Annotated in this window: 20 protein-coding genes; 11 read left to right on the top strand and 9 right to left on the bottom strand. The window is 53.5% G+C overall.

Translation table 11 applies throughout. The annotated features are described in order from the left end of the window. The first annotated feature begins 856 nt into the window (after window positions 1-856). Window positions 857-1168, top strand: a complete 312-nt coding sequence (locus KO539_RS24715; protein WP_219312437.1) for a hypothetical protein — start codon at window positions 857-859, stop codon at window positions 1166-1168. A gap of 294 nt (window positions 1169-1462) precedes the next feature. After that, window positions 1463-1639, top strand: coding sequence for a hypothetical protein (locus KO539_RS24710; protein ID WP_219312435.1), 177 nt, complete (start codon window positions 1463-1465; stop codon window positions 1637-1639). 49 nt (window positions 1640-1688) lie between these two features. Here the strand turns inward: KO539_RS24710 and KO539_RS24705 are convergent, their stop codons facing one another. The 7 genes from KO539_RS24705 to KO539_RS30760 form a co-directional block, all read right to left on the bottom strand. Continuing rightward, window positions 1689-2120 (bottom strand): tol-pal system YbgF family protein, encoded by a 432-nt coding sequence (locus KO539_RS24705; protein WP_219312433.1) that lies wholly within the window; start codon window positions 2118-2120, stop codon window positions 1689-1691. A 3-nt stretch (window positions 2121-2123) separates the two neighbouring features. After that, a complete protein-coding gene (locus tag KO539_RS24700; RefSeq protein WP_219312431.1) occupies window positions 2124-2540 on the bottom strand; it encodes a hypothetical protein in 417 nt (138 codons plus the stop codon). 500 nt (window positions 2541-3040) lie between these two features. After that, window positions 3041-3487: a hypothetical protein gene (locus KO539_RS24695; RefSeq protein ID WP_219312429.1), complete on the bottom strand. Its 447-nt coding sequence runs from the start codon at window positions 3485-3487 to the stop codon at window positions 3041-3043. 12 nt (window positions 3488-3499) lie between these two features. Next, window positions 3500-5044 (bottom strand): PAAR-like domain-containing protein, encoded by a 1545-nt coding sequence (locus KO539_RS30375; protein ID WP_257626447.1) that lies wholly within the window; start codon window positions 5042-5044, stop codon window positions 3500-3502. Next, the gene (locus tag KO539_RS24685; protein WP_219312427.1) at window positions 5041-6501 is read right to left on the bottom strand and encodes a DUF2169 domain-containing protein; all 1461 of its coding nucleotides are present in this window, start codon (window positions 6499-6501) and stop codon (window positions 5041-5043) included. The genes KO539_RS30375 and KO539_RS24685 overlap by 4 nt, the downstream gene beginning before the upstream one ends. Before the next feature lie 6 nt (window positions 6502-6507). Further along, a complete protein-coding gene (locus KO539_RS24680) occupies window positions 6508-8661 on the bottom strand; it encodes a type VI secretion system Vgr family protein (protein ID WP_219312425.1) in 2154 nt (717 codons plus the stop codon). Window positions 8662-8857: 196 nt separating this feature from the next. Beyond that, window positions 8858-9001, bottom strand: a complete 144-nt coding sequence (locus KO539_RS30760; RefSeq protein WP_219312641.1) for an RRXRR domain-containing protein — start codon at window positions 8999-9001, stop codon at window positions 8858-8860. An 807-nt stretch (window positions 9002-9808) separates the two neighbouring features. Here KO539_RS30760 and KO539_RS24670 point away from each other — a divergent pair. The 5 genes from KO539_RS24670 (at window position 9809) to KO539_RS24650 (ending at window position 14038) form a co-directional block, all read left to right on the top strand. Next, a complete protein-coding gene (locus KO539_RS24670) occupies window positions 9809-10189 on the top strand; it encodes a hypothetical protein (protein WP_219312422.1) in 381 nt (126 codons plus the stop codon). Window positions 10190-10727: 538 nt separating this feature from the next. Further along, window positions 10728-11294, top strand: a complete 567-nt coding sequence (locus tag KO539_RS24665; RefSeq protein WP_219312420.1) for a hypothetical protein — start codon at window positions 10728-10730, stop codon at window positions 11292-11294. Between the two features lie 137 nt (window positions 11295-11431). Further along, a complete protein-coding gene (locus KO539_RS24660; protein WP_219312418.1) occupies window positions 11432-11692 on the top strand; it encodes a hypothetical protein in 261 nt (86 codons plus the stop codon). A gap of 77 nt (window positions 11693-11769) precedes the next feature. Beyond that, the gene (locus tag KO539_RS24655) at window positions 11770-12795 is read left to right on the top strand and encodes a primase-helicase zinc-binding domain-containing protein (RefSeq protein ID WP_257626446.1); all 1026 of its coding nucleotides are present in this window, start codon (window positions 11770-11772) and stop codon (window positions 12793-12795) included. 175 nt (window positions 12796-12970) lie between these two features. Beyond that, entirely contained in the window at window positions 12971-14038 is a 1068-nt protein-coding gene (locus KO539_RS24650) for a DUF932 domain-containing protein (protein WP_219312416.1), read from the top strand. Window positions 14039-14662: 624 nt separating this feature from the next. Here KO539_RS24650 and KO539_RS24645 read toward each other — a convergent pair. Both KO539_RS24645 and KO539_RS24640 read right to left on the bottom strand, forming a co-directional pair. Further along, window positions 14663-14800 carry a hypothetical protein gene (locus KO539_RS24645; protein WP_219312414.1) on the bottom strand — a complete coding sequence of 46 codons (138 nt, stop codon included), beginning with the start codon at window positions 14798-14800 and terminating at the stop codon, window positions 14663-14665. A 491-nt stretch (window positions 14801-15291) separates the two neighbouring features. Next, complete coding sequence (locus tag KO539_RS24640) at window positions 15292-15984, bottom strand: S24 family peptidase (protein ID WP_219312412.1); 693 nt, start codon at window positions 15982-15984, stop codon at window positions 15292-15294. A gap of 339 nt (window positions 15985-16323) precedes the next feature. Here KO539_RS24640 and KO539_RS24635 point away from each other — a divergent pair, with 339 nt between their 5' ends. From KO539_RS24635 to KO539_RS24615, 4 genes are all read left to right on the top strand, one after another. Next, entirely contained in the window at window positions 16324-16662 is a 339-nt protein-coding gene (locus KO539_RS24635; protein ID WP_219312410.1) for a hypothetical protein, read from the top strand. 709 nt (window positions 16663-17371) lie between these two features. Beyond that, window positions 17372-19282 carry a MobH family relaxase gene (mobH, locus tag KO539_RS24625; RefSeq protein ID WP_219312406.1) on the top strand — a complete coding sequence of 637 codons (1911 nt, stop codon included), beginning with the start codon at window positions 17372-17374 and terminating at the stop codon, window positions 19280-19282. 5 nt (window positions 19283-19287) lie between these two features. Continuing rightward, the gene (traD, locus tag KO539_RS24620; protein WP_219312404.1) at window positions 19288-21198 is read left to right on the top strand and encodes a conjugative transfer system coupling protein TraD; all 1911 of its coding nucleotides are present in this window, start codon (window positions 19288-19290) and stop codon (window positions 21196-21198) included. Next, window positions 21195-21812, top strand: coding sequence for a DUF4400 domain-containing protein (locus tag KO539_RS24615; protein WP_219312403.1), 618 nt, complete (start codon window positions 21195-21197; stop codon window positions 21810-21812). Before traD ends, KO539_RS24615 begins: the two co-directional genes overlap by 4 nt. The last annotated feature ends 203 nt before the right edge of the window (window positions 21813-22015 follow it).

The raw sequence follows: 22015 nt of genomic DNA, 5'->3' as shown, positions 1-22015 counted from the left end.
AATGGACCTGGACGACGACCTCTTTGAGGCAGATTGCCCTGAGTGTTCTAATGAACGAGCTCGGTATCGGATTTGGGAAAGTGCCGAATCCTGCGCAATCACACAGCATTGCACTATCTATTGCCCGGTCTGCGGCTACACATTATCCGACAACGAAGAGTTGTAATCAGGTTTTCCGTCCTGGCAAACTGGATTGCCACGAAATTGTACGTCGGGCGGTAGGAAACCGCTGGAGAGATTTGGCAAGGCATCCTTGACAGCAGTGTACGACATTGCCGGCGACACAGGCGAGGTGCTTGGCTGCCGTCGGCTTATTAGCAGCTAATTCCTAAAGCGGACCGCACAGGTTTACGTCGCACGGACAGGGGTACAAACACGCAGCATGGTTTATCCCACTGACGGCGTTGTCGATCACTTTCTCGCCGGAGTAGCGGCCACTCAATGGCCTCCTCCAGGCCAGCCCCATTCGCGACGGTCTATTGCACCACTGCGCATGTCGCCAGCACAGTGACAGTGGCGGTTTTCAATGAAGCGCTCGCTCCGATTACCAACGACTTTTCACATTCACAATCAGGGAGAAAGCTATGAAACATCATTTTGCCCCCGTGGTGGAGCGGGGTCCAAACACCACCAATTCGGGCGGTGAAATGCATCCGCTCATCGAACAGCTGGAAGCGCTGCTTCCTGGTACACGCGTATTCACGCGTGATGGCGCGCAGTTTATTCGAACAAATAGAACGTGTATTTGTTTCTGTAACTTAGCTACCGGCCACCTATGTTCAGCAAAAGAGCTTTGCTACACGCACGGAGGTGCGCTGCAAGACGGTGTCGGGCACTTGCATTGAGGAGATTAAAAATGGATGAGGTTCTCCAAATCACAATTAGATTGATATACAACGAATACTGCCGTGCGCTGGGCATGTGGTACGCCCCACAGCGCCGCCACGAACTCATGAGTTTGATGTTGTATCGCGCTGAGGAGATAGGATATGACGACTACGCGCGGGGCAACAACCAAGTACCCTACTTTTTTGATAGCAGGGTAGAGCTGCGCGATGCCTGGCTGATGGGATTTGCCGCGGCCGGAATTCGAGACAGCGTAAATCAGCTGAGGCAACCGCCGCTTCCTCGTCAGGCGGACTGTGAAGCTGAGCTGCAGGGAAGGTAAATATTCATCTTAGGCGATCCGCGCCGTAGCACGCCACCGGGTCGCAGAAGATATGGTCATGCCCTCAGCTCGGAGGAAACTTGGCGCCGGCTGTGGTTGTCTTAGGTCGGCTGTCGCAGCGCGTTTGATATTGGGAACATTCTTAGCATGTTCCCAATATACTGTTCGCGGATAGCAAATTTTTTGAATAAGAGGGTGACACAGGTGACGATGTCACCCTACATTACCTCTATTATTTGGTCAAGTCAGGCTACGGAAAGCTGCACTTGCATTCTGGCGTCGGCCTAGCAGACCGTGCACAACGAACTGCGCCGCAAGGGCATGACGCTGGAACTGCTGTGGAAGGAGTATAAAACCGAGTCACCGGACGTCTATCAGTTCAACAAGTTCTGCGAGCACTACCGCCGCGATGGCGTCAGCAAAAAACGATGTCGACGTGGCAAACCCGGCGGGCGAGCGACTGTTCATTGACTACGGCGGCCATGCCGTGGGCGTGGCCGACGACAACACCGGCGCAGAGCTATTCAACCAGCCCAACATCACGCAACTTTTGAAGAAAAACAGGTCCGTCTTCCTCCTCTAAGAAAATTTTATCGCCATCGAGCATGTACGCCTTCAAGAGTTCATCGATACCAGCTTTTTCGTTGTTTAACGCTAGTTCGGTCTGGCCAAGACGATAGTGGACAAAGGGGTTCTCCTGCCCATCCGGACCATTCAGGGCATCAAATAGCGCATCTCTTGCTGAGCTAAAATCGCACAGCTGATAGTGTGCGTCGCCGATCGATGCTTTCAGCCACGTATATGCTTCCCAGTCCACTGCCGGTGCTGGTAACAGGTCGAGTGCTTGCCCCCATTTTGCTGCAGCTTGCGAAAACGCACCCTGATCGGCCAAGTCGTTGCCTTCTTCTGAAAGAAAATCGACTTGCCTGCTGACGTTGGTAGGTAATTCCATTGATCATTCACCTCTCGAATACGTTTTCAAAAAATTCAGATATTTCGGGTCTTCGTCTGAAAAAGCTCTTCCCTCCGACATGGTAAAAGCGCGCTTGAAATGTTCACAAGCCAGATCCTTATCATTCAGTTCATAATACGTTACCCCGATTAAAAAATCGGGCTCCGCATCGATTTCCGACGCCCGCATCAGCTTGCATCGATCGATCCAAGGCAACGCATACGTGGGATGGCCAGATGTAGCAAGCACCCGCACGGCCGCTTGAGCAAAGACATTGATGGCTTCACACTTGTTCTTGGGTTCCGGGATGCGATTCCATACCCGCTCAAATTCTGCCTGAGCTGCACCGACGTCTCCTGGTTTGATTGCTGCATGTACCATATCAGCAATGCCATTCATTTGATCAAATAGTGATTGCATGAGCTTCCTATTTCAGTGGAGGGAGATAGCGTTCTCTGAGTCTTGCGCCAAGAGAACGGCTAATTGACCGGTGTTCAAGTACATAATTTTTTGATTCCAGCATCCATACCCGGACCACCCGCACGCTTGCACCATATTGACGGCCAGTAAGATTCCACCAAGTCACACACATTCCTTGTGTTCCAGATCCGCAGATCTTATGTCGTACCATTTTCCGCCACTTGCTCTAAACATGGTCTTACCAGTCAATCGATCAGTGATTAAATCACCATCGGTACGTATGCGCTCTGGGAACTGCTGATTAATTTAGTTTATGAAAATTCACCACCATAATAATAAAATATTTACGTATGCTTTTTTGGCGAAAGGTCGAATTAATCAGCGACTCCCTAGATATTTCCTACGGAGGAGAATTAATTTTTTAAGGATTTTTTAAACCGTCACCGGCAGGTACCGCGACTGACGGTGTAGCAACATTATCCAAAACCGTTGCGACTTTATTATGAATTTCCCTGCAATTTTTCTTTTGCGATACGCATTTTGTAAAAACCTAAATATTTTGGATCTTCATCCAGAAAAGATCTTCCCTTCGACATTGTATAGGTCCGCTTGAAATATTCGAATGCCTGATCCATGTCGCCAAGCTCATAATAGGTTACTCCCTGAAGAAAGTCAGGGCCAGGATCAATATCCGATACTGGCACATTTTTGAGTTCGCTGATCCACCTTAGCGCCAATGCAGGCCTCCCAGAAAATGCCATCGCGCGTATAGCGCCGCGTACAAATGAAACGCTATCACTGCATTCTGAACGTGGAACAGGAAACAATAGCCAGCATTTCTCCAACAGTGCCTGTGCATGTTCGGGGTTGCCTGCAGAAATTTCGGCACGTACTTGCAAACCTAAATTTTGCCATTCAACCATTTTTTCCTTAGAAAGTGCACTCATGATATTTTCCTTTTACTTTATTGGTGGCAAATAACCTATTTTTAATTTAGCGCCTGCGGACCTGTTGATTGAGAAATGCTCTAGTACGTAATTATCTGGCTCTAGCATCCATGTTCGTACCTCAGGTGACCTCTCTCCATACTGACGTCCTAGACGATTCCACCAGACAACCGCGTCTTCCTTATGGGCCATATCAGCAAATTTCAACTCGTACCACTTATTGTCACCAGCGAGGAATTCGACCTTCCCTGTCGCAGGATCAGTTCGTACTTTATCTTCAGCCCGCAAACGTGCTATTACCTTCTCTCCGGTGCTAGAGCTTTTTCCGGGTGTAGCACCAAGATACTTTTTCCGCAACGACTTCAGTTTACGTAAAACCTTTACGCCGTTACCCGCCGGTGCAGCAATCGGCGGTGTAGCAACATTATCCGCAACCGTAGCGACTTTTGCTATGGCCTGATCGGTTTGAGCAGCTTTGGCGCCTGTTGTCATTATTTTGGCTGCCTCCACCTCAACCGCCACAGTGCCTTTGCTCAAGCCGGCCAATCCCTTGACACCACTCTTTACAAGGCCTGCCCCGCCGGCGACGAGTGATGCGGCGGTCAATATCTTGTCGCCTCCCGCCTGTGCGGCATTGCTCATCTCGAACATCGGCAAATGAATGGCATCGACGCCATCGCGCACTTGGGCGGCACTATCACGCATCTGTTCCGCCGCTTGCGTCTGGCCAAACAAACTGTGCATGGCAGAGGCTTGCTCCATCTCTCCAGCGCTCTGCAGCGCTGCCCCTTTCAAAAGCATCTCGCCCAACGCGGAAGGGATATTTGCGAGACCCTTTACACCGCCCTTGACAGCCTCCCATGGATGATCGACGGCCGCCCCCATTTCGTTTTTGGTGTTTTTCCACCAAGTCGAAAACCAATGTTCTTCCGCTGGCGTTTCAGCACGCACAGGCGGATCAGGGTCGCCGATGAATGTGCCGTTACTCACCGCGCAGCCTGGTGCCGGCGATGTCACGTAAATGCCCGGATTGTTCCCGCCATTCATCGTGCAAGCGTCACCATCGCGGACGACATACTTTCCTTCGACGCGCACCGTGCTGCTTCCCACCACGGGTTTGACCTCGCCAGTGACCGTCCCTGAGCGCACCCCTTTCCCGGTACCTGGTTCGTCGCCAGTGCCTTTGGGCTGGGTACTTCTGTGCAGCACATACGCAGGCTCGCCGTTGAAGCGTACGGATCGCGCAACACCCACGCTATTGGACAGATCCTGAACCGTTGGATATGGCAGCGGCACCATGGATGGACCAATCGGCGTTTTATTGATCGAGGGCGCCGTACTGATTGCTTTAAAACCGGCATCACGGCGCGCGCCGATGCGGTTGGTGCCGCCGGGCATGGCGGGGCGCGCCACGCTCGCCCGCTGTGCCGCAGATGATTCTTGGACGTCGATCGCTTGGAACGCTTGCGCTAGCATGCTCTCATGCTCATCCGAGCTCCAGATGCCAGGAGGTAGTGATGGCGCAGAATCCATCGCCCCAGGTTCCTGCGCGCTCATGCGACAGCCCGCTTCTCGGGTCTTGATCGTTGCGCAGCACGCTGACCGGACGCCGCAGCGCCGGAGTCACCAGGCCAGGCACCTGGACGCGCACGAAATTCGCAAGTGCGAATAGCAACTGCCGACGTCTTTGTCCAGCGCGAGCGCCAGACCAGTGTGATGACGCCACTGTCTGGCTCGATAATTACGGTATCGACTTGCAGCGGCAGGGTGGCGAGCGAACCGTCAAGTTGGCGCAGCAAGAGGAATATCGCTTGCTGAGGCAGCATCAAATGCAGAACCGTGTTCCCGCGCTTATCTTTGAAGGCGCCGGCTGTATTGGCAGGACAGAGGTTGGTCAGCTCAAATCGCTCGTCACCACGCAGATACGGTATTTGTTGCTCTTGCGGTGCGCAGTTCCAGTACGCTTCATCAAAATCAGCCGGCAGCGCAGCAGTGCCAGCGATAAACGCCTCGTCGATCGTACCAGCGAGGATGCGCCTGGCAGGATGGGTGTTGCTCCGTACGCCCAGGCCGATCGGATCGGTTACCCCTCTCTGTTCCTCCTGACTGAAATTTCCGCTTCGATGGCTTTGCCAAAACTGTGCGACTGTCATCTGCCGGCCAGCGGCCTCGATTTGCGGCGCTGGCACCTGCTTGAGGCCCATGGCGCGCAGATACCATTTTTCAGCGTAGCCAACACCGAACGGATTACGCTCGTAAATCGAATGCGCAACTGGCACTCGGCCCGTCATGTTGGCGGGGTGGGATGCCATCTGCGCCGCAGTAAGGCAGTAGCGCAAAGGGACCTGCCGCACCAATGGCGTATCCGCCTCAACCCGACATTCACCGCCAAAGGCATATTCATAGCGCAGGGGAAGAATGCGAAACGGCGCCGCACGTGTCAACCGCCAAGGATTGAGACGAATCAGGCTTAGTGTGGCAACGAAGATAATCGCTTGCAGAACACGCACCAGCTGCGACTTTTTGACGAAATACCGCCGGCCAGTGATGCTCAGCACTTTGTTGACCAGTATTTCACGTGGCGTGGTCAGTGTACTGAGCCGAGCCAGCTCGTTTTTCCAGGCAGTCAGCACTGCCGGCTGTGGTGACATATGTGGACTGAGTCCACGTGGACGTTCAGGCAAAGGCAAGGGGATGCCAGGTCTTGTGACGCGCAGTCTCACTTGGAAACTGGGCAGTTCCGCATTACCTGGCGCATGCGCTGTGGCATTGACCAGAACGTCACAGCGCGGTTTGACGGGGCAGTAGTCAGACTCTTGACGCACGCTGCCAGGTGCAATGTCCGAAAAGGGTGAGTTCCGTTCGCATAGTGGCACTTGCAGTTCAGAAAATACTGGCTGCCCCGAAGCGAAGCTGAGTGTCTGGCGCAATGTCGCTACCCAAAACATCTGACCATGGTGATCAATGGACTCAAACACCTGGGCCGGGAAGGGCGTGTGATTGAGGATGTTCATGGCTAATCAGTTGACATCCACGTCGTTGCCATTGATCTGCACCGGCCCGGTGGCGCCAATCGTGATATCGGCACCGGTCAGGGTGATCTTTCCATCACTGCTCATGTGAAAGTGAGATTGACCGACAGTGACTTCAAATTCGGTGCCAGCGGTGATCTCCATTTTTTCGGCGATTGTCAGGATGTTGCGCAATGCGCGCAAATACTTGGCACCCACCACGACGGTATGCATGACAGCCCCCACGGTGATCGCGTAGGCGCCGCCAATACTCAGGGCCTTGGCCAAAGTAACAGTCTCGGTTTTGGCGCGGTCCACTTTCTCAGCCCGAAAGCCAATGATGCGGACCGACTCATTTTTTCCGACGACCTCAGTGCGGTTGTGCCCGATGTCGATGTGCTCGTCGTTATCCACGCTCTCCGTGCGGTTGTGATGCACGGTGATCGTTTCATCGTGGTCCACCGTTTCTGTGCGGTCATGCTTGACGTGCACGGTTTCATCATGGTCGATGGTTTTGCGTCGGTCGTTGCCGACCCAGTGCGATTCGTCGTGCTCGACTTCGATGCGCTGGTCTTTTTCCGCATGCAGCCACAGCTCTTCCGCATCCTTGCGGTCCTCGAAACGCAAGGCGTTGGCGTGCGCGCTGGAACCTTTCTTCGAGGAGCGGCTCAGCATGCCGCTCTGGGTCTTGTTGGCCGGTAAGTCCCACGGTGGCATGTTGCGGGCGTTATAGACGCAGCCGATGATGAGGGGCATGGAGACGTTGCCATCGAGAAATTGCACGGCCACTTCCATGCCGATTCTGGGCAGGCTAATGTGGCCGAAATTCGGGCCGGCCCAGGTCGATAGCACGCGTATCCACGGCGAACTCTTGTCGTCGAAGGTGCCCAGGCGGTCCCAGTGGAATTGCACTTTGACGCGCCCGTAACCGTCCGTATGGATTTCCTCGCCGGGCGGCCCGACGACGGTGGCCGTCTGCACGCCATAGATCTTCGGTTCGTGGCTATGAAAGTTGCGGCCCGGGCGCCAGGGGATGGCGCGCTCAATGCAGGTAAAAGTGTTGTTGTAATGCGAGGTGGCATTGCGGCCGTGCTGGTAGTTGTTGCTGGCCTGGTGGCGCACCGACAGGATCAGGTATTCGGCGACGGGCTTGCGCGGGATGGCTGGGGCGCCGTCGAAATGACCACCCAGGGTGAACCAGCGTCCCGGCTGGGCCGTTCGGTCGTTGCCTTGCGCTTTGAACAGCTGGCCTTGCGCGTCAACCTCTTCCATGCGGCGCTGCGCCAGGTGTTCGCCATCGTCGATGTTTTTAAAACCGTAGCTGCCCGTGTTTTCATACACCTCCAATTGGGGCACGGCGCCTTGCTTATTCAAAGAATCGCGGCCGGCGCGCGCGCTGCGGGGGTTCTTGAAATTGAAGCTGGCCAGTGTCATCTTGCCGGATGCCATGCGCCGCACCGTGCTCCAGTGGTGCACGCCATCGTCTTCCTGCGAGCCGGCCTGGTGCTGGAAAGGCATTTCGCTCAGCTCCCCGTCGATGGGCTGGCCGGTCGTGCTGTCGTCGGACAGCCACAGCGTATGGCCATCAAAGCGATGTTCGTAGCGATAGTGCCAGCCCAATTGCTCCCAGTGGCGGTGCAGCAGGTTGTGGTCGCTCTCGTTGTGCTGGCACGTGTAGGTGATGGCGGGATCCAGGCCGCTGGCGGCCAGCTTGTAGTCGCGCATCAGGTAGGCATCGAAGACCTTGTCCGTCAGCGCCGCCACCGTCAAACCGTGGAAGGCGACATTGTTTTGCCGCAAGTGCAAGTGCGACAGCCACGGTTCCAGTACCATTTCATAAAACGCGAAGCCGCCGTCCGTGCGCAGAAAGCGGAACTCGAACACATAGCCGTTGAAGTAGCGCAAGGAGCCGTCTTCGCGCACCAGTTCGACGGTCACCATCTTGCCCATCACTTTGTCGAGCGCGATGCAAGCATCGTCGGACAGGACTTCCACCACGTAAGAATAGTCGCGCGACAGGCTTTCGCTGGCATCGAGGCTGTTGGCCAGCAGGGTGCTGGCAGGTGCATCACCCTCCGGGAAGTGCAGGCGCAGCAGGCGATCACCTTGCATGCCGTTGGACAGGGCCGCCAGTGCGATGGTGTCGCCGTCAAAGAAGTTCATGGATCTTCCATTGCCTTTGCATTGCAGTAGCAATGACTGTAGCGGGCACAACAAGAATGGTATTGCGATGTCGCAAAAATGATGAGTTAGTAGCTAGTATCAGGAAAGGTTGACATCCGTTGCTTTCCTGAAGGATGCGGACTATGACGGCGCTACGAGAAAATATGACGGCCCGATTAGTTACGTTCCTTCTTCATCAGATGTAGCTACTAGAATGCCGGGCTTTCAGGGCCGGCGCGAAGCGGCACAGCCGGGAGATCCACGCAGTGGTCATGTCGATACGATGCCGCTGGGACGGCGGTAGCCATCCGGGCCGCCATGTATGGTTGTTGAAACGCAGTGCCTAAGTTCCAGTACAAACTGCTGGTCTATGCATGCCTGGACAACCTGACGGCGTCGAAGCCGGACTCGATACGGGACTGCGCCAGGCCGATGCTCTTGCCACCCAGGCAGAGTGACAGATGCTGGGGATGAGGCGCAGAGTGCGTAGGTTGCCCCCACACTCGGGGCAAACTGCGCTATGAGGGACTTCGCGTTTCGCGCTCCATCCTTCCTGCCGGTGTAGTTGCCGCGGCGCGCATGATTGCTGGCAATTTAAAAACTCCACAAAAATCTTGCATTCTTTCCTGGGTAGTGTAAAACTTATACGGTATTTATTGCGCGACTCAGTCCCGCATGCTCTTAGCTATCCCTATCGATGGGACAAGTTGAGATCTTATTGCAAAGCAAGCAATGAGCGTAGCGGTCGTTACCCGCCAAATTATTAATCGGAATATATTTCGATTAGATCGTACCGATGATTAATTGGTTGATCCTCCTTCCCCCGTATTTCTTCTCATTTTCCTATCTTGATCGAACCCGATAAGATTGTGTTCGCTCCTCGTGCACCGAGGGGCCTCCTTGAAGCACACAAATCACTAATCTAAAAGTACTCGTTTAATACCGAGCACATTCGTTTTCCCGTCTGTTCCAATTTTGTCACGCAAGGAACTCAAGGGAAACTATCCCGACACAGAAGCCGACATCATCGGTGGACGTATTCCATATATTCCGATTAGAGCACTGCAGCACTCGTCTGCCAATTATTAATTGTGTTTTGCTGCGCGTTGCATTTTCATGTTGAAAAATCATTTTGATGGAGGTTATTATGAAATTTCTAAATATTGACGCCGATATTCGCGCTATCTTCGAAACTAGCACCAAGATATGTGGCTCATCATATGAGACATTCATACAAATTTTCTCCCAGGAAATTGACGACAATTTACGGGGATTACCGCCGGAAATTAAGGCCATTGCAGTTGAAAAAGCACGTCATTTTGGTTATTTATCACCGGCAGAGATTAATGATATGGTACGTGAATTGATAAATGACGGAAGTTGTATGCATGGTCTTGATGAGAATACATGTCCATGTGGATGTTTTGAACATGATTGGAATGATCCTTACCCGGATCGTTACGACGAATCATCTGCCGACGACATCGATGACCGTTTTCCCATCGCTGTAAGCCTTGGCGGCAAGTAATTTCCTTCAAGATGAATAGAAAATTATCGCAAGAACGACGAAAATTATCTCGACGCACCGTTCTGACGCCAATTAGATGGCTGTTGATAGTTGTGTTTAGCAGGTAGACCTAATCTACCTGCTGCATTTTTCCACCAGCAACATGCTACACCCGCCCGATGCAAATTTCGTCATACCGCATTTGACTTCGTCAGAAACGTGTTTTACATTGATGACTGTAGTTCAGCAGCAGCTGGCCCTGCAAGCATCGGCAAGCCACCATGCATTGCGCCTTAATTGCGCATCCCTTTCTTTGGCGGGCAAGTCACGCCGTCAACTTCCTTACATAGACCAACTCATCTTGAGACCTTTCGTCGCGTCGTCTCGCATCCGACGCGTCGCGTCAAAAGGTTTTTAAGACGGTAGCTGGCAGCCCGTCATCGCGGTTCAAACCGCATGTTCTAAGCCAGCCATGTATTCGCCGGCAGGTCCGGCGTATTTTTACCCATTGGGACAGACAACCCATGGGTTGGTTGCCCCACTTCAAAGAGAGGCAATCATGGATACTGAATGTGCCAATTCTATGCGAAGGGTCGCACTCAGTGCATGTCAAACACAACAAGACATGTTTGCGACAAACAATGGCGATGATGCAAATCTTGGTGATACGGATCAGGCATTTATTAGGGGGATTGATGTACAGCCCGATGTCCTGTGGGACGAACAGGCCGTGGTGGACCTTCACTGGTTACTGTTGAAGAAAATCGACGGGCTGCGTGATCCCCATACTCCACTGGAAGAAAAATTTGAGCTTCTACGATGGATATTTACCGATCCAACACACGATCGGATGCCCTTTTCATTTGCCAGTTGCCTTGAAGTGATCGGTGAAAGTCCGCTTTCACCAACCGCCTATTTCGGAAAACTCTCTCCGGAAGAGGTCAGGGAGTGGATCGCAGGCAATTTAGGCAGGTGGTTTCGCGACGCCATACATGCGTATCCGGCCTGGATACAGTCAGAGATTATTCATCATCCCGACTGGGTCGCCCGGCAGCTTGAAAAAAATCCACAGTGGATCAACCAGCAGATAAAGAAGTCCTCGGTACAGGACGACCTATTTTCCTGACCGTACCGTGTGCATTATTCGTCGAGCTGATTGGTCCAACGAAATAACGAAGATTGTACCGAATTTCACTTTTCAATTTTACAAGGGAGGCAATTGTGAATAATTCAGTTAATAAGTCCACCTATAAAAGAAGTCGCTTGATTCGCGTCACAGCGATGGAGGATCTGTCCTATCTGGTTAAGGAACAGGAATTGATGTCTGGCCAGCCAGGACGGAACTTCTTTGTCGGCAAACGCCAGGTCGTCGTTTTTTCGATCCATTCCCAGGGAAGCGGCTTCGACGTTCGAAAAATTGGTCCGAACGCCGCTAATGAGGCCCAGTACTTCACCGATCCACAGATCGAAGAAACGGCTATCGGCAAGGCCCTGCGAAACGGGACACTGTATACGTTTGGCTAAACTCGATAGACCATTTTCATCCACATGCGGGGTGCTGGCCCCGCTGGTCACACTTCGCTAAATAAAAGTGTTGATCCATGGAGATGATGATGAACAAAGTGGAATTTGACGAAAGAATGCGCAAAATGTTACCCCTGGCTCATGGCAGGTGGACGGAAATCCTAGCGCAATGTGGTGTCGATGAGAGGCTTCTTCAACACCGAAACGGGCCTTGTCCAATTGCCGGTTGTGGTGGCGAAGATCGCTTTCAGTACACAGACAAATTTGGTGAAGGAAACTATTTTTGCCGACACTGCGGTGCCGGCGGTGGATTTAAACTGCTGCAGAACTGGTTTAGATTGAGTGCCGGTGAAACTTTGCGCAAAGTTGAGTCAGTGCTCAATATATTGCCGGAAAATCCCGCACCGATTCTGCCTCGACGTAGCGTCCATGATGCACAGCGTAGCAGGAACAAAGTATGGAAAGAAACCATACTGATCCGCCCTGGTGACGAGGTAGACCGCTACTTGGACAATCGTGGCATTGCTTTGGAAAAATATCCGGAAACGCTTCGATTTCACCCGGCGCTGCCCTATTTTGTGAAAGAAAACCCGGGCGGCAGATACGTGCATGTTGCCGATTTCCCTGCAATGGTTGCCTGTCTCCAGGGAAAGGATGGGGGCATCGTCGCGCTGCATCGCACCTATTTGCAAAATGGTTTGAAGGCTCCGGTCGACGAACCGAAAAAACTCTTGGGAGATGCTTGGTTTGGTTCGGCCGTACGCATGGGTGAACCAACCACCGAATTATCGGTGTCGGAAGGCATCGAGAACGGTATTGCCGTCCTGAAACGCACTGGCCCCCCTGTCTGGCCAGCGCTGACAGCAGGCAACCTGGAACAGATATGGATCCCTGATACTGTGACCAAGCTGCGAATTTACGCAGACAACGATGCAGATAGATGCTTTGATGGCCAAGCCTCCGCATATATCTTGGCGCGCCGTTTGAGAAAGGCCCGCCGAGCCTCTCCCGTAGAGGTGGAAGTATTCATTCCCAAGGTAGGCGGTTCCGATTGGACCAATGTATTTTCGGCGAAATTGAACTGTTCTGGAAAGGCAGCTTGATCACGCCGACTTAATCGTACTGGAGACCTGCGTATGACGTCTCTAGGTATGCGCCGCCGGTAAAGCCGGTCGGCAGTTAGACCGCACTCTGTGCGCTTGGTCGTTCATTGTTTTTTTTAAACCCTGCGGGGATGTCCCCGCTTGGGTGCATCTCCGCTTTTTTTTGGAGATCATCATGAAAGAAGGTCGCACCCTGAAAAATTTGGCAGCTGAACTTGCACGTCAACTGTCCAACAAGAAAGACATGATAGTGCCATCCATGAAGATGCGGCTATCTACCAGTGGAACCGGTCACTGTACTTTATTGATCGACGAAACTGATATCGCGCGCGAATACCCCGTCAATGATTTCGCGTTGCGTCAGATTTCCGATAAACACGCGATCCCATATGGCTACTTTGAACGTATGCGTTTAGAAAAGCCAATGCTGCTCGACCAGAACGTGAACACCTGGCTACACGCGAATCCAAACGTGAACCGCCTGGTGCGTACACTCGATGGCAGGGCGCGCGCATTTCTGACCGACCGATATCGCCGCATTGATAACTGGGACCTGGCCAACTTCATCCTGCCGATCCTGGATCGCCTGCCTGGCGCGCGCTTTGAATCGGTTGAACTGACCGATTCAAGAATGTTCCTGAAGGTCGTTACCGACAAAATATGTTGCGAAGTCGCACCAGGGGACATCATCCAGGCAGGTGTGGTGGTGAGTAACTCGGAAATTGGCCACGGAAAACTTCGTGTCGAACCGCTGATCTACCGTCTCGTTTGCAGGAATGGCATGATTGCTGCAGACCGGTCAATGCGCAAAACACATTTGGGCCGAAAGCTGATCAGCGATGACGAAAATGTCGTCGTATTTCAGGACGACACGTTGAAGGCCGACGATCACGCTCTGTTCCTGAAGGTACGTGATATGGTCGAAACAGCTGTGTCGCAAGCGACGTTCCAATTGATCTCTGCAAAAATGCAGAAGACCATGGGCATCAAATTGATCGGTGATCCTGTCAAATCGGTCGAGGTGTTAGCGAACCGATTTACCTTGAATGATGATGAGCGTGGCGGCGTATTGCGCCATCTTGTTTCAGGAGGGGACCTGTCTGGCTATGGATTACTCAACGCGATGACAGGTTACTCGCAGGATATTTCGGACTATGATCGAGCCACGGCGTTTGAAGAATTCGGTGGACACATGCTCGATTTTGATCCTCCCGAATGGAAGGCGATCGCGACGGCCGCATAAAGAGCCTGATGCGCTCTATGACGTTATTCTTACGCTATCGTTTCACATCTATCCGATTCAAAGCAGCCCAGCACCTAGTGTTCGGGCTGTTTTTTTTCGCCAAGCAAAGGTGCGCGCAGCGCCCCAGCGCCTCGGCTCACAGGGGGCCGACGACGGCTCGAAGTGTGGTGATGAAAGGCTCACTTTGTCGAAGGTTGTTGAGAAAGAGTCGTTTGCCATGCATATCCGTAACCGTCGGCACGCTTCAGTAGCCGGCAAGGTTGGTGCGCGATGCCTTGCAAAGGCTCCGCGCCGGCGAGGCACGACTGAAGGTTGAAATTGCCCGACATGCGCTCGGCGACGCGGCCTTTGTGCATGCCCCAGCGCCTTCCGAACGGCACCGTCGCAAGCATCATGTCGCCGGTGCGAAACACCAAACACCGTCTTTTGTCGTATGGGGTAGGCGCGCGAGCAGCCGCATCGGTCGAGCCGGGTCTTGCGGCGCGAACCCCGCACGGTGCAGGTGAAGCGAAGGGGGTGTGGCGCACGACGCGCACCATGCCCCATGTAGGCATCATCCAACGCATGCGACTCGGCCAGGCCCAGCCGACAGCGGTTCCAATTCTTGAGAGCGCCGGTCCCCGTCTATTCAGGAAGACCGGTCTTTTTCAGCACCACGAGCTGCACCCAGTACGTGGCATTGATGGCGGCCGCATCACGCAGCGGCGTTGTCCACTGCTGCAGGAGGCGCGCCAGCCTGGCCGGGACGTTCGCCAGGAACACCTGGTTAACCTGCGCAGCGTTGTTATGGTTGCACGGTCCGCACGCCAGTGTCACAGTGTCACAGTGTCAGTTTGCTCACGCAGTTGGAGCCGCCGCCGTCGCTCGCATGCATGTTTTCTATCTGCAGCGGGACGTCGGCCGCGTCGCAATAGGTGCCGGCGCACCGAAACACGCAGCAAGGCCAACTGATGGCATCCTTACGTCAGATCCAGGTGCTGATAATCGGAGACTTGGTTCTCCGCTTCGGACTGTGCTGCCAACTGCAGTGGCTCTTCGCCGACGGCCGCCTCACACAACAGCCCCTTCCCAGGCGCTCTTCCAGTGGCAGCCCACATGGCCTAACGACGATTACCAGTCAGCGTTGCCAGTATGTCGGCGCTGGCCAACATCGAGCAGCTTCAGACGCAGCAATAGACACACCAAACCGGACGGCTGCGCCGTCCGCGGGCTTTTGCCACCGCCCTGAAGGGCGAGGATTGCTGCGCGACCGATCAAAACCGCACGGGATTAAACGCCAATTTGACCTTCCCGACGATCCTTAAGCACATTGATGGACGCTGGATGTTGATAGAGGCATACCGCGTATTCTCACATCGCAACAATAGACCGTCCTCAGGTCGCACTTCAACGTGCCGGATCACCATTTGACCTAGATATTCTAGGACGTAGATGCCGTTGGCGTCGCCACGGGTATCGATCATGTCAAAAAAAACCGCAGCGCCCGGGTTTATCAAGGGAACCATATCATCTCCCCACATCACATGTACTTGCCATTCGTGTAAGTCGGACGCCGTTTGTGCAATCAATGCACTAATCCAGTCAGGGCGCTTCTGATCCTCGTTAGCAAAATGAGCGGCAACACTATCGGCCAGGTCGTTGAACAAAAAAGCGGTGCGATGTCTGGTCAGGCCGAGCAACCAATTCGCATCGACACCGAACTGAATGCATAGGACCGCCAGCGATCTTAAGTCTGGAAGACCAGGCGTGTCCGAATCAACCCAACGACTGACTGTTTGCAATGCACGACCGGTAATTTCGCTCAAGAAACTAGGACGTTGCGTACCGGTGATATTTAATTTTGCGAGCTCAACATTTAACCTGTTGCGGAAACCAGGCACAAGATCAATCCCGATTGTGCTTGCTGTCTCTTTTGACAACGGTACAATTTTTTTAAGCTTACTCATTTTGGTGCTGCTCCTCAGAGTAAAAATACGCAGAATCAATTTATTTGTAAGATGTTTACAGCATTTGCTATTTCTACATATCAATAAAAACGTTTCCTCCTTTCAGAGCTAGCATGCAGAAAATTATAATCAAGTGACGCGTTCATCATTCTGATTCTTCTACCAAAATGAGCATTTGCTATTGACTTCCTGTTTCTGTGGTGTAGTCTAAAAAATCGAATGGGCCAGCAATCCATATCTGCGACTAAATTAATGGAAGAGATTGCTTATTTTCCCATCGGCAACCACCCCCCAGTTATTACCGTGCTTTAGTTTCATGACGACAAATTGAGGACAACCATGGATACCGACCACGTCTATAATAGTGTTCAATGGATGAACTTTCAGTTATTAACACTCATCCATTCCAATCTAAAAACCAACCCTGCTGCCACGGCATATAGCTTCCGGCTTACAAAGGAGCAGTGCACTCGACTGCTCAAGATGAGTTACACGGATATTCAGGCATTTGCAACCAACATGACCGGTGAAAGCCTGTTCCTTCCCCGAGATAACCTTCTTCAGTTACTGGATGCACCAGCCGGCCTGGCCAGCATCCTTTCTGCTGTGCGTAAAAGTGTTCCTTCCTCCATGCCACCTGGGACCAGGATGGAGTCCGGTATCACTTTTTCCTCATAATGGCGGTGCATCATGGGGCATATACAGGTGAATCGCCATATCAACGCGTTTATTCTTGCCAATACCTGCGCGCAACTAGGCGCAACGATAGGCACCGCTTCATGTGTGACCGGATTGGGTATTCCCGTGTTGCGTCGCCTTTTGTACGACCAGTCAAACGATCATCGTGGCCGTGGCCTTGCGTCTGTCATTAGCTGGTTTGAACAGGCGAGCAATATAGCAAAAGCCGACGCATGCATGTTTGCGGCAATATTTATGCGCATATGCGAACTGCATGACTTTGGAGCAAGTTACACAGCAGGAAATGCGTTAATCGATAGTTTTAAATTGTACTCGGAACGATGCCGGCGTGATCCATATGTATCTCTTGACCGCGCATTTTTACTCGCCTGCCACTTAAAGGGAATCTGGACGCAGACTTCGGTGTCGCTCGTCCTGAAGACATGCCGATACTGCACCTGTCAATATATTGTTCATCGAGAAAGTGTGACTGGCTGCAATAGTCCTTGTGTTTTCTGTCATCTAGTAAAAGCATATCCGAAAGATAAGCGTATTCGCCGGAATTTTCCGCAACCAGATCCATACTTGAGCCTGGGGACGCCAACCGGACATTGCTAATGTGCACGACTTTTCAGGGACTGAACACGCCTAGTTTCAAAACAAGATGACTCCATGTTCTACTGCCCACAAACTCGAGGATTCATTGATCATGCGCCTCCTTGCCTGGCTCAATTCGATCATGCGGCATGCTACGTACCGCAGCGCAGAAACGGTATCGACGCCAATACTGATGTCCCATCTTAACCAGACGAATCCAGACCCTCCGCTCAAGCACGATGGTATTACCATGCGTCCCGCAGATGTGATTATGAAGAGCCAGCATGCCTTTATTCAACGCATTAAATTGTCGTATGGCAGTGATCAAGAAACATTCCAGAAAGAACTCATTCCGCCAATTCAGAAATTCGTCGAATATGTACTCGACTTGCCAGCGACACCCGATCAGCACTTCAGTGCCTGCGGGGGAATGGTCGACCTGGGATTAAGGACGGCGTTTTTTGCGCTCCAGGCCACAGATGACCAGATCTTTGAAGGACGCGCGACCATTACGGCCCGCCGCCATCTTGAGCCACGATGGCGCCAGGCCACGTTTATCGCTGGCCTGTGTACTGAACTGCACCGGACACTGAGTCATATCCGGGTCAGCGATGAGCATGGCGTCCAATGGCAGCCCTTTCTCATGCCCTTGGCACAATGGGTCGCGCGATGCAAAGCAAAACGCCTAGTCGTGCGGTGGGAAGCCGGCGCGCAGGAAACACGCTCCGTCGGACTGTTTGCGCTGCCGATGATTATTACCCCGGAGACGATGACGTATCTGGCTGAGGGCAACAACGTGGTGGTGCCGCATATGCTCGCCTCGATCAGTGGCAGCGTGACACGGCAGCAGCATAATTTGCTCGATGACCTGGTGCGCCGGGCGGCCGCCTTTGTCATCGACAAGGATCTGCAGGAAAGTGCGAGGGTGCAGGGCTCCTTGAAGCCCGCTCTCCATCTGGGCCGTTATTTCGTCGACACCATGAAGGATCTGGTCGATGCCCATCCCGGATGGGCCCCAAACGGCGAGAAATCGCGGGTCTGGCTGGGTCCTGACGGTCTGTTTATCATCTGGCCCAACGCGGTCACCGACATCCTCAAGGTACTTGAAGAACAATTGCTGCCAGGGCTACCACAATCTCCTGGGGAGGTATTGGACATCTTGTTGGCCAACGGTATTGCGCAGCCCCAGGATGACGTACAGCTGACCTGGCTGATCAAGCCCCCCAACGTGGCCAGCGCACTGGAGGCGATCAAGTTCGACAGTCCCGGAATACTCTTCCAGGGCATGGTGCCACCACCTTTGCCACTATCGATGCCATTGACCGTGGCAAGCAAAGCCGCCCGCCCACCACGTCCACCCGCAACGGGGACAGGTTCTGCGGCACCCACGCAACTGCGCCCGAAGCCGCCTCCATCTCATGGTTCGAAAGCAAGTGCATCGGTCCACCATTTACGGCTCGCCGCTGACAACACCCCAGTCGCACTACCAGCAGCGGCGCCAACGACATCGAGCAAAAATCCCGCCGCCAGCATGGCACCTACTGCGGAGGATCTGTTCTCCGGAATAGCGCCTGGCAGCGGTAGCGGAATCAATCTGGACGGCATAGACGACATGCCACCAGGCCCGGAGGTACCGGCGGCGGAGCATGCCGATGGCGAAAGCATGCAGGTGCAGGAGATGGAAGTGTTTTCGTTCGCGGTCCCCATGCGTCTGCACCCCGCGATCGTCAAGCCACTTGCTGACATCATCCACACCCTGAATTTGCCGGCAGCGCAGATGGCCTGCTCTACAACCTCTACGGGGATCTTTATTCCACTCAGCGAACTATCGCGACGCCAGATTGATATGCAGATTGCCATCCGCAGCATGACAGAACTTGGCATGTTGGTGCGGCAGGGCAACACGCGCACGGCCACCGATTGGCCATTTCGCGGCAAGACCGTTCCCGGCGTTGTGCTCAAACCGGTATTCGTCAACGGACTCCATCCCGAGGATTTCAAGGACGCGGAAAATGAGGAGTGACCCGTATGCTGCTACGCAAATACGAGATGCCTTGGCGCCAGCCCTCGGAGCTGCTTGCAGGCTCGGCCTGGGCGGTCGCAGCGGTAGCCTTCATCTATATGACACCCGATGGCATGCCGCTGAAACTGGGGCTCTGTTCGGCCGCCCTCTCGTTGAGCATGTCAGCTATCCGCATGCGGCAAGGCCTGCATATCGTCAAGGTACGCGCCGCTTTGTCAGGGCGGGCGATGGAAATGATCACGACGAAAACCTTAGCAAATTATATTCAGAAAGATGATCAGCTTTTCCTGGGATTTGGCTTTGAATGGACCCCGGTGCACTCTCAACGGCTCTACGAACTGGCGAAGATCGACTACAAGGACTATCTGATTTCACCGCTAGTGCAGAAAGCGCTAGGCTTTGCGATCGGACGCAGCTATGTCATCCAGCCACAGCCCGATGCTGAAATAGGACTGCCGATACTGCACGGCGTCAGCCCTGTCGAACAGCCCCTGTACCGGCCGCTGCAAAATTTCGAAGGCGGCACGGTTATTGTCGGCACCACGCAAGCAGGGAAGGGGGTCATGCTGGGCAACTTTCTCACCCAGGCCATCAAACGCGGTGACGTGGTGATCATCCTCGATCCGAAGAATTCCACGCGCCTCAAACGCATTGTGATGCGGGCTTGCCGAGACTACCGCGATCCAGACACGTTTCTCTGGTTTCATCCGGCCTTTCCGGAAAAAAGTGCCAGGATCGACTTCACGTTTAACTGGCAAAAACCGACCGAGATCGCCTCGCGCCTGGAATCGATCCTGCCTCCCGATACGGCCGGTGCATTTACCGCCTTTGCATGGAGTGCCGTCAACGTCGTTTGCCAGGGTATGGTCAGCCTGGAACGGCGGCCCAATCTAATGAAATTGATGCGATACATCGAGGGCGGAATTGAGCCGATCCTGGAGGAGTGTTTACGACGGCACTACCAGAAATTGTTTGGAGCGGGTTGGCGCTCCAAACCAGACATGGCACACCTGCTGGAAAAATCCAGCCGTGGGCTGATCAAGAAAACGTGTCCGTCTGCCAGCGACGATCTGCTCGCGTTCGTCGCTTACTATGAGCAGATCTTGCCGGAAGCGCAGCATGACAAGGTGATCGATTCCCAGGTTGGAGTATTCCGTCACAACCGGGAACACTACCAAAAAATTACCGCCAATCTGCTGCCGATCCTGTCCATGCTGACCTCTGGCGAACTGGGCAAGTCATTGTCACCCAATCCATTTGATCCCGACGACGAGCGTCCGATCATGAATTTCGAAAAGATCGAACGGGGCGGGCATGTCCTGCTGATGTGCCTGGACTCGTTACCTGACCCGTCTGTCGCTAGCGCGATCGGCGCCCTGGCACTGGCCGACCTGGCAGCGCGGTCAGGCATGCGCTACAACCTGGGCGGCTATCGCCGCATCACCCTCGCCGCCGATGAAGTGTCCAACGTGATCAACCAGCCCCTCATTGAGATTCTCAACAAGGGTGCGGAAGGCGGCATCTATTCCATCGTGGCGATGCAAACCATTTCCGACCTCGTGAACCGCCTCGGTAGCCAGGACGCGGCCAGGATGGCACTGGGAAACTTGAATAACCTTATCGCCTTCCGCTCCAAAGATCAGCCTACGCAGGAATTTATCGTTGAAACGTTTGGAAAAACCGGCATCCATAGCATGAAATTGGGACGCAACACGGCCTCAGACGGGCATCTCTCCGATTTTACTTCCGTCACATCACAGCAAGTGACGGAAGAACTGGATGATGCGATTCCCCTCTCGATGCTGGGAAAACTCCCCAATCTGCAGTATTTTGCTTCGGTATCCGGAGGTCGCCTGATCAAGGGTCGCTGCACGCTGCTCGATCCTGGTCCTGAGGATGTACAGGGGGCCGGATGATCATTCGCATCGTCACCGTGGTGTCATTGTGCCTGCTCCTGCTCCTGGTGCTCTATCTACCTGCAGCCTATACCCCTGCGCAATTCCTGCAGCAGATCCGCGTGGAACACGCCACATGCAGCCAGTACTGGGAGGATAGCGCCGCCGCGCGGATCCTGGAGCGTGCCTTTACAATCATCGAGAACAAGCCTACGCGCACACCCCTCATCATCCATGACAACCCGCCTGCGTCACCTGCCACAGCCATGACTCAGGAAGTGGCGAAGGTCGGCACCCGCATGTTCGACAACGCCTATATCCGTTCGCTCAACGGACTATTTGCCCTCGGAGCCTACCGGCTGGCGACGGTGGTCGAATGGCTACCGCCGTTTGGGATACTCCTCGGCGCGTGCACAATCGACGGCATCATCAGGCGATCTGTCAAGAAGCACGAGTTCCTTCGGCACAGCCCTGAAATAGTCAGTCTTTGTGCCTGCCTTATCATCATGACAATATGCACCCTAGTACTATCTCTGGTCATTCCTTGGAGCATGCACCCTGTCAGCCTGCCTATCATGCTCCTCCTCATTTGCATTTTCATTAATCTTGGCATCGCCAATTATGCGAACGGGTAGGCTTCCGCCGCTGCGGTACAGTACTAGGACGACAACGGTATCGGGATGAACGTGTTTCTGGGGTAGATACCAGCTAAATGAACAACGTGCGAAAAACTGCATTTTGTCGGCGACACAAATCATCTCGACACGCTTACGATTCTCGTCATGGATTACTATTCGCTCCCCGAGAACATGTCAACTCCGCCTCTACCTTCGTCGTT

It is taken from the genome of Janthinobacterium sp. NKUCC06_STL (genome assembly GCF_019345455.1).
Lineage (GTDB): Bacteria > Pseudomonadota > Gammaproteobacteria > Burkholderiales > Burkholderiaceae_D > Janthinobacterium > Janthinobacterium rivuli.
Note: the sequence above shows the minus strand (reverse complement) of the source record. Positions and strands in the feature narration are given on the sequence as shown.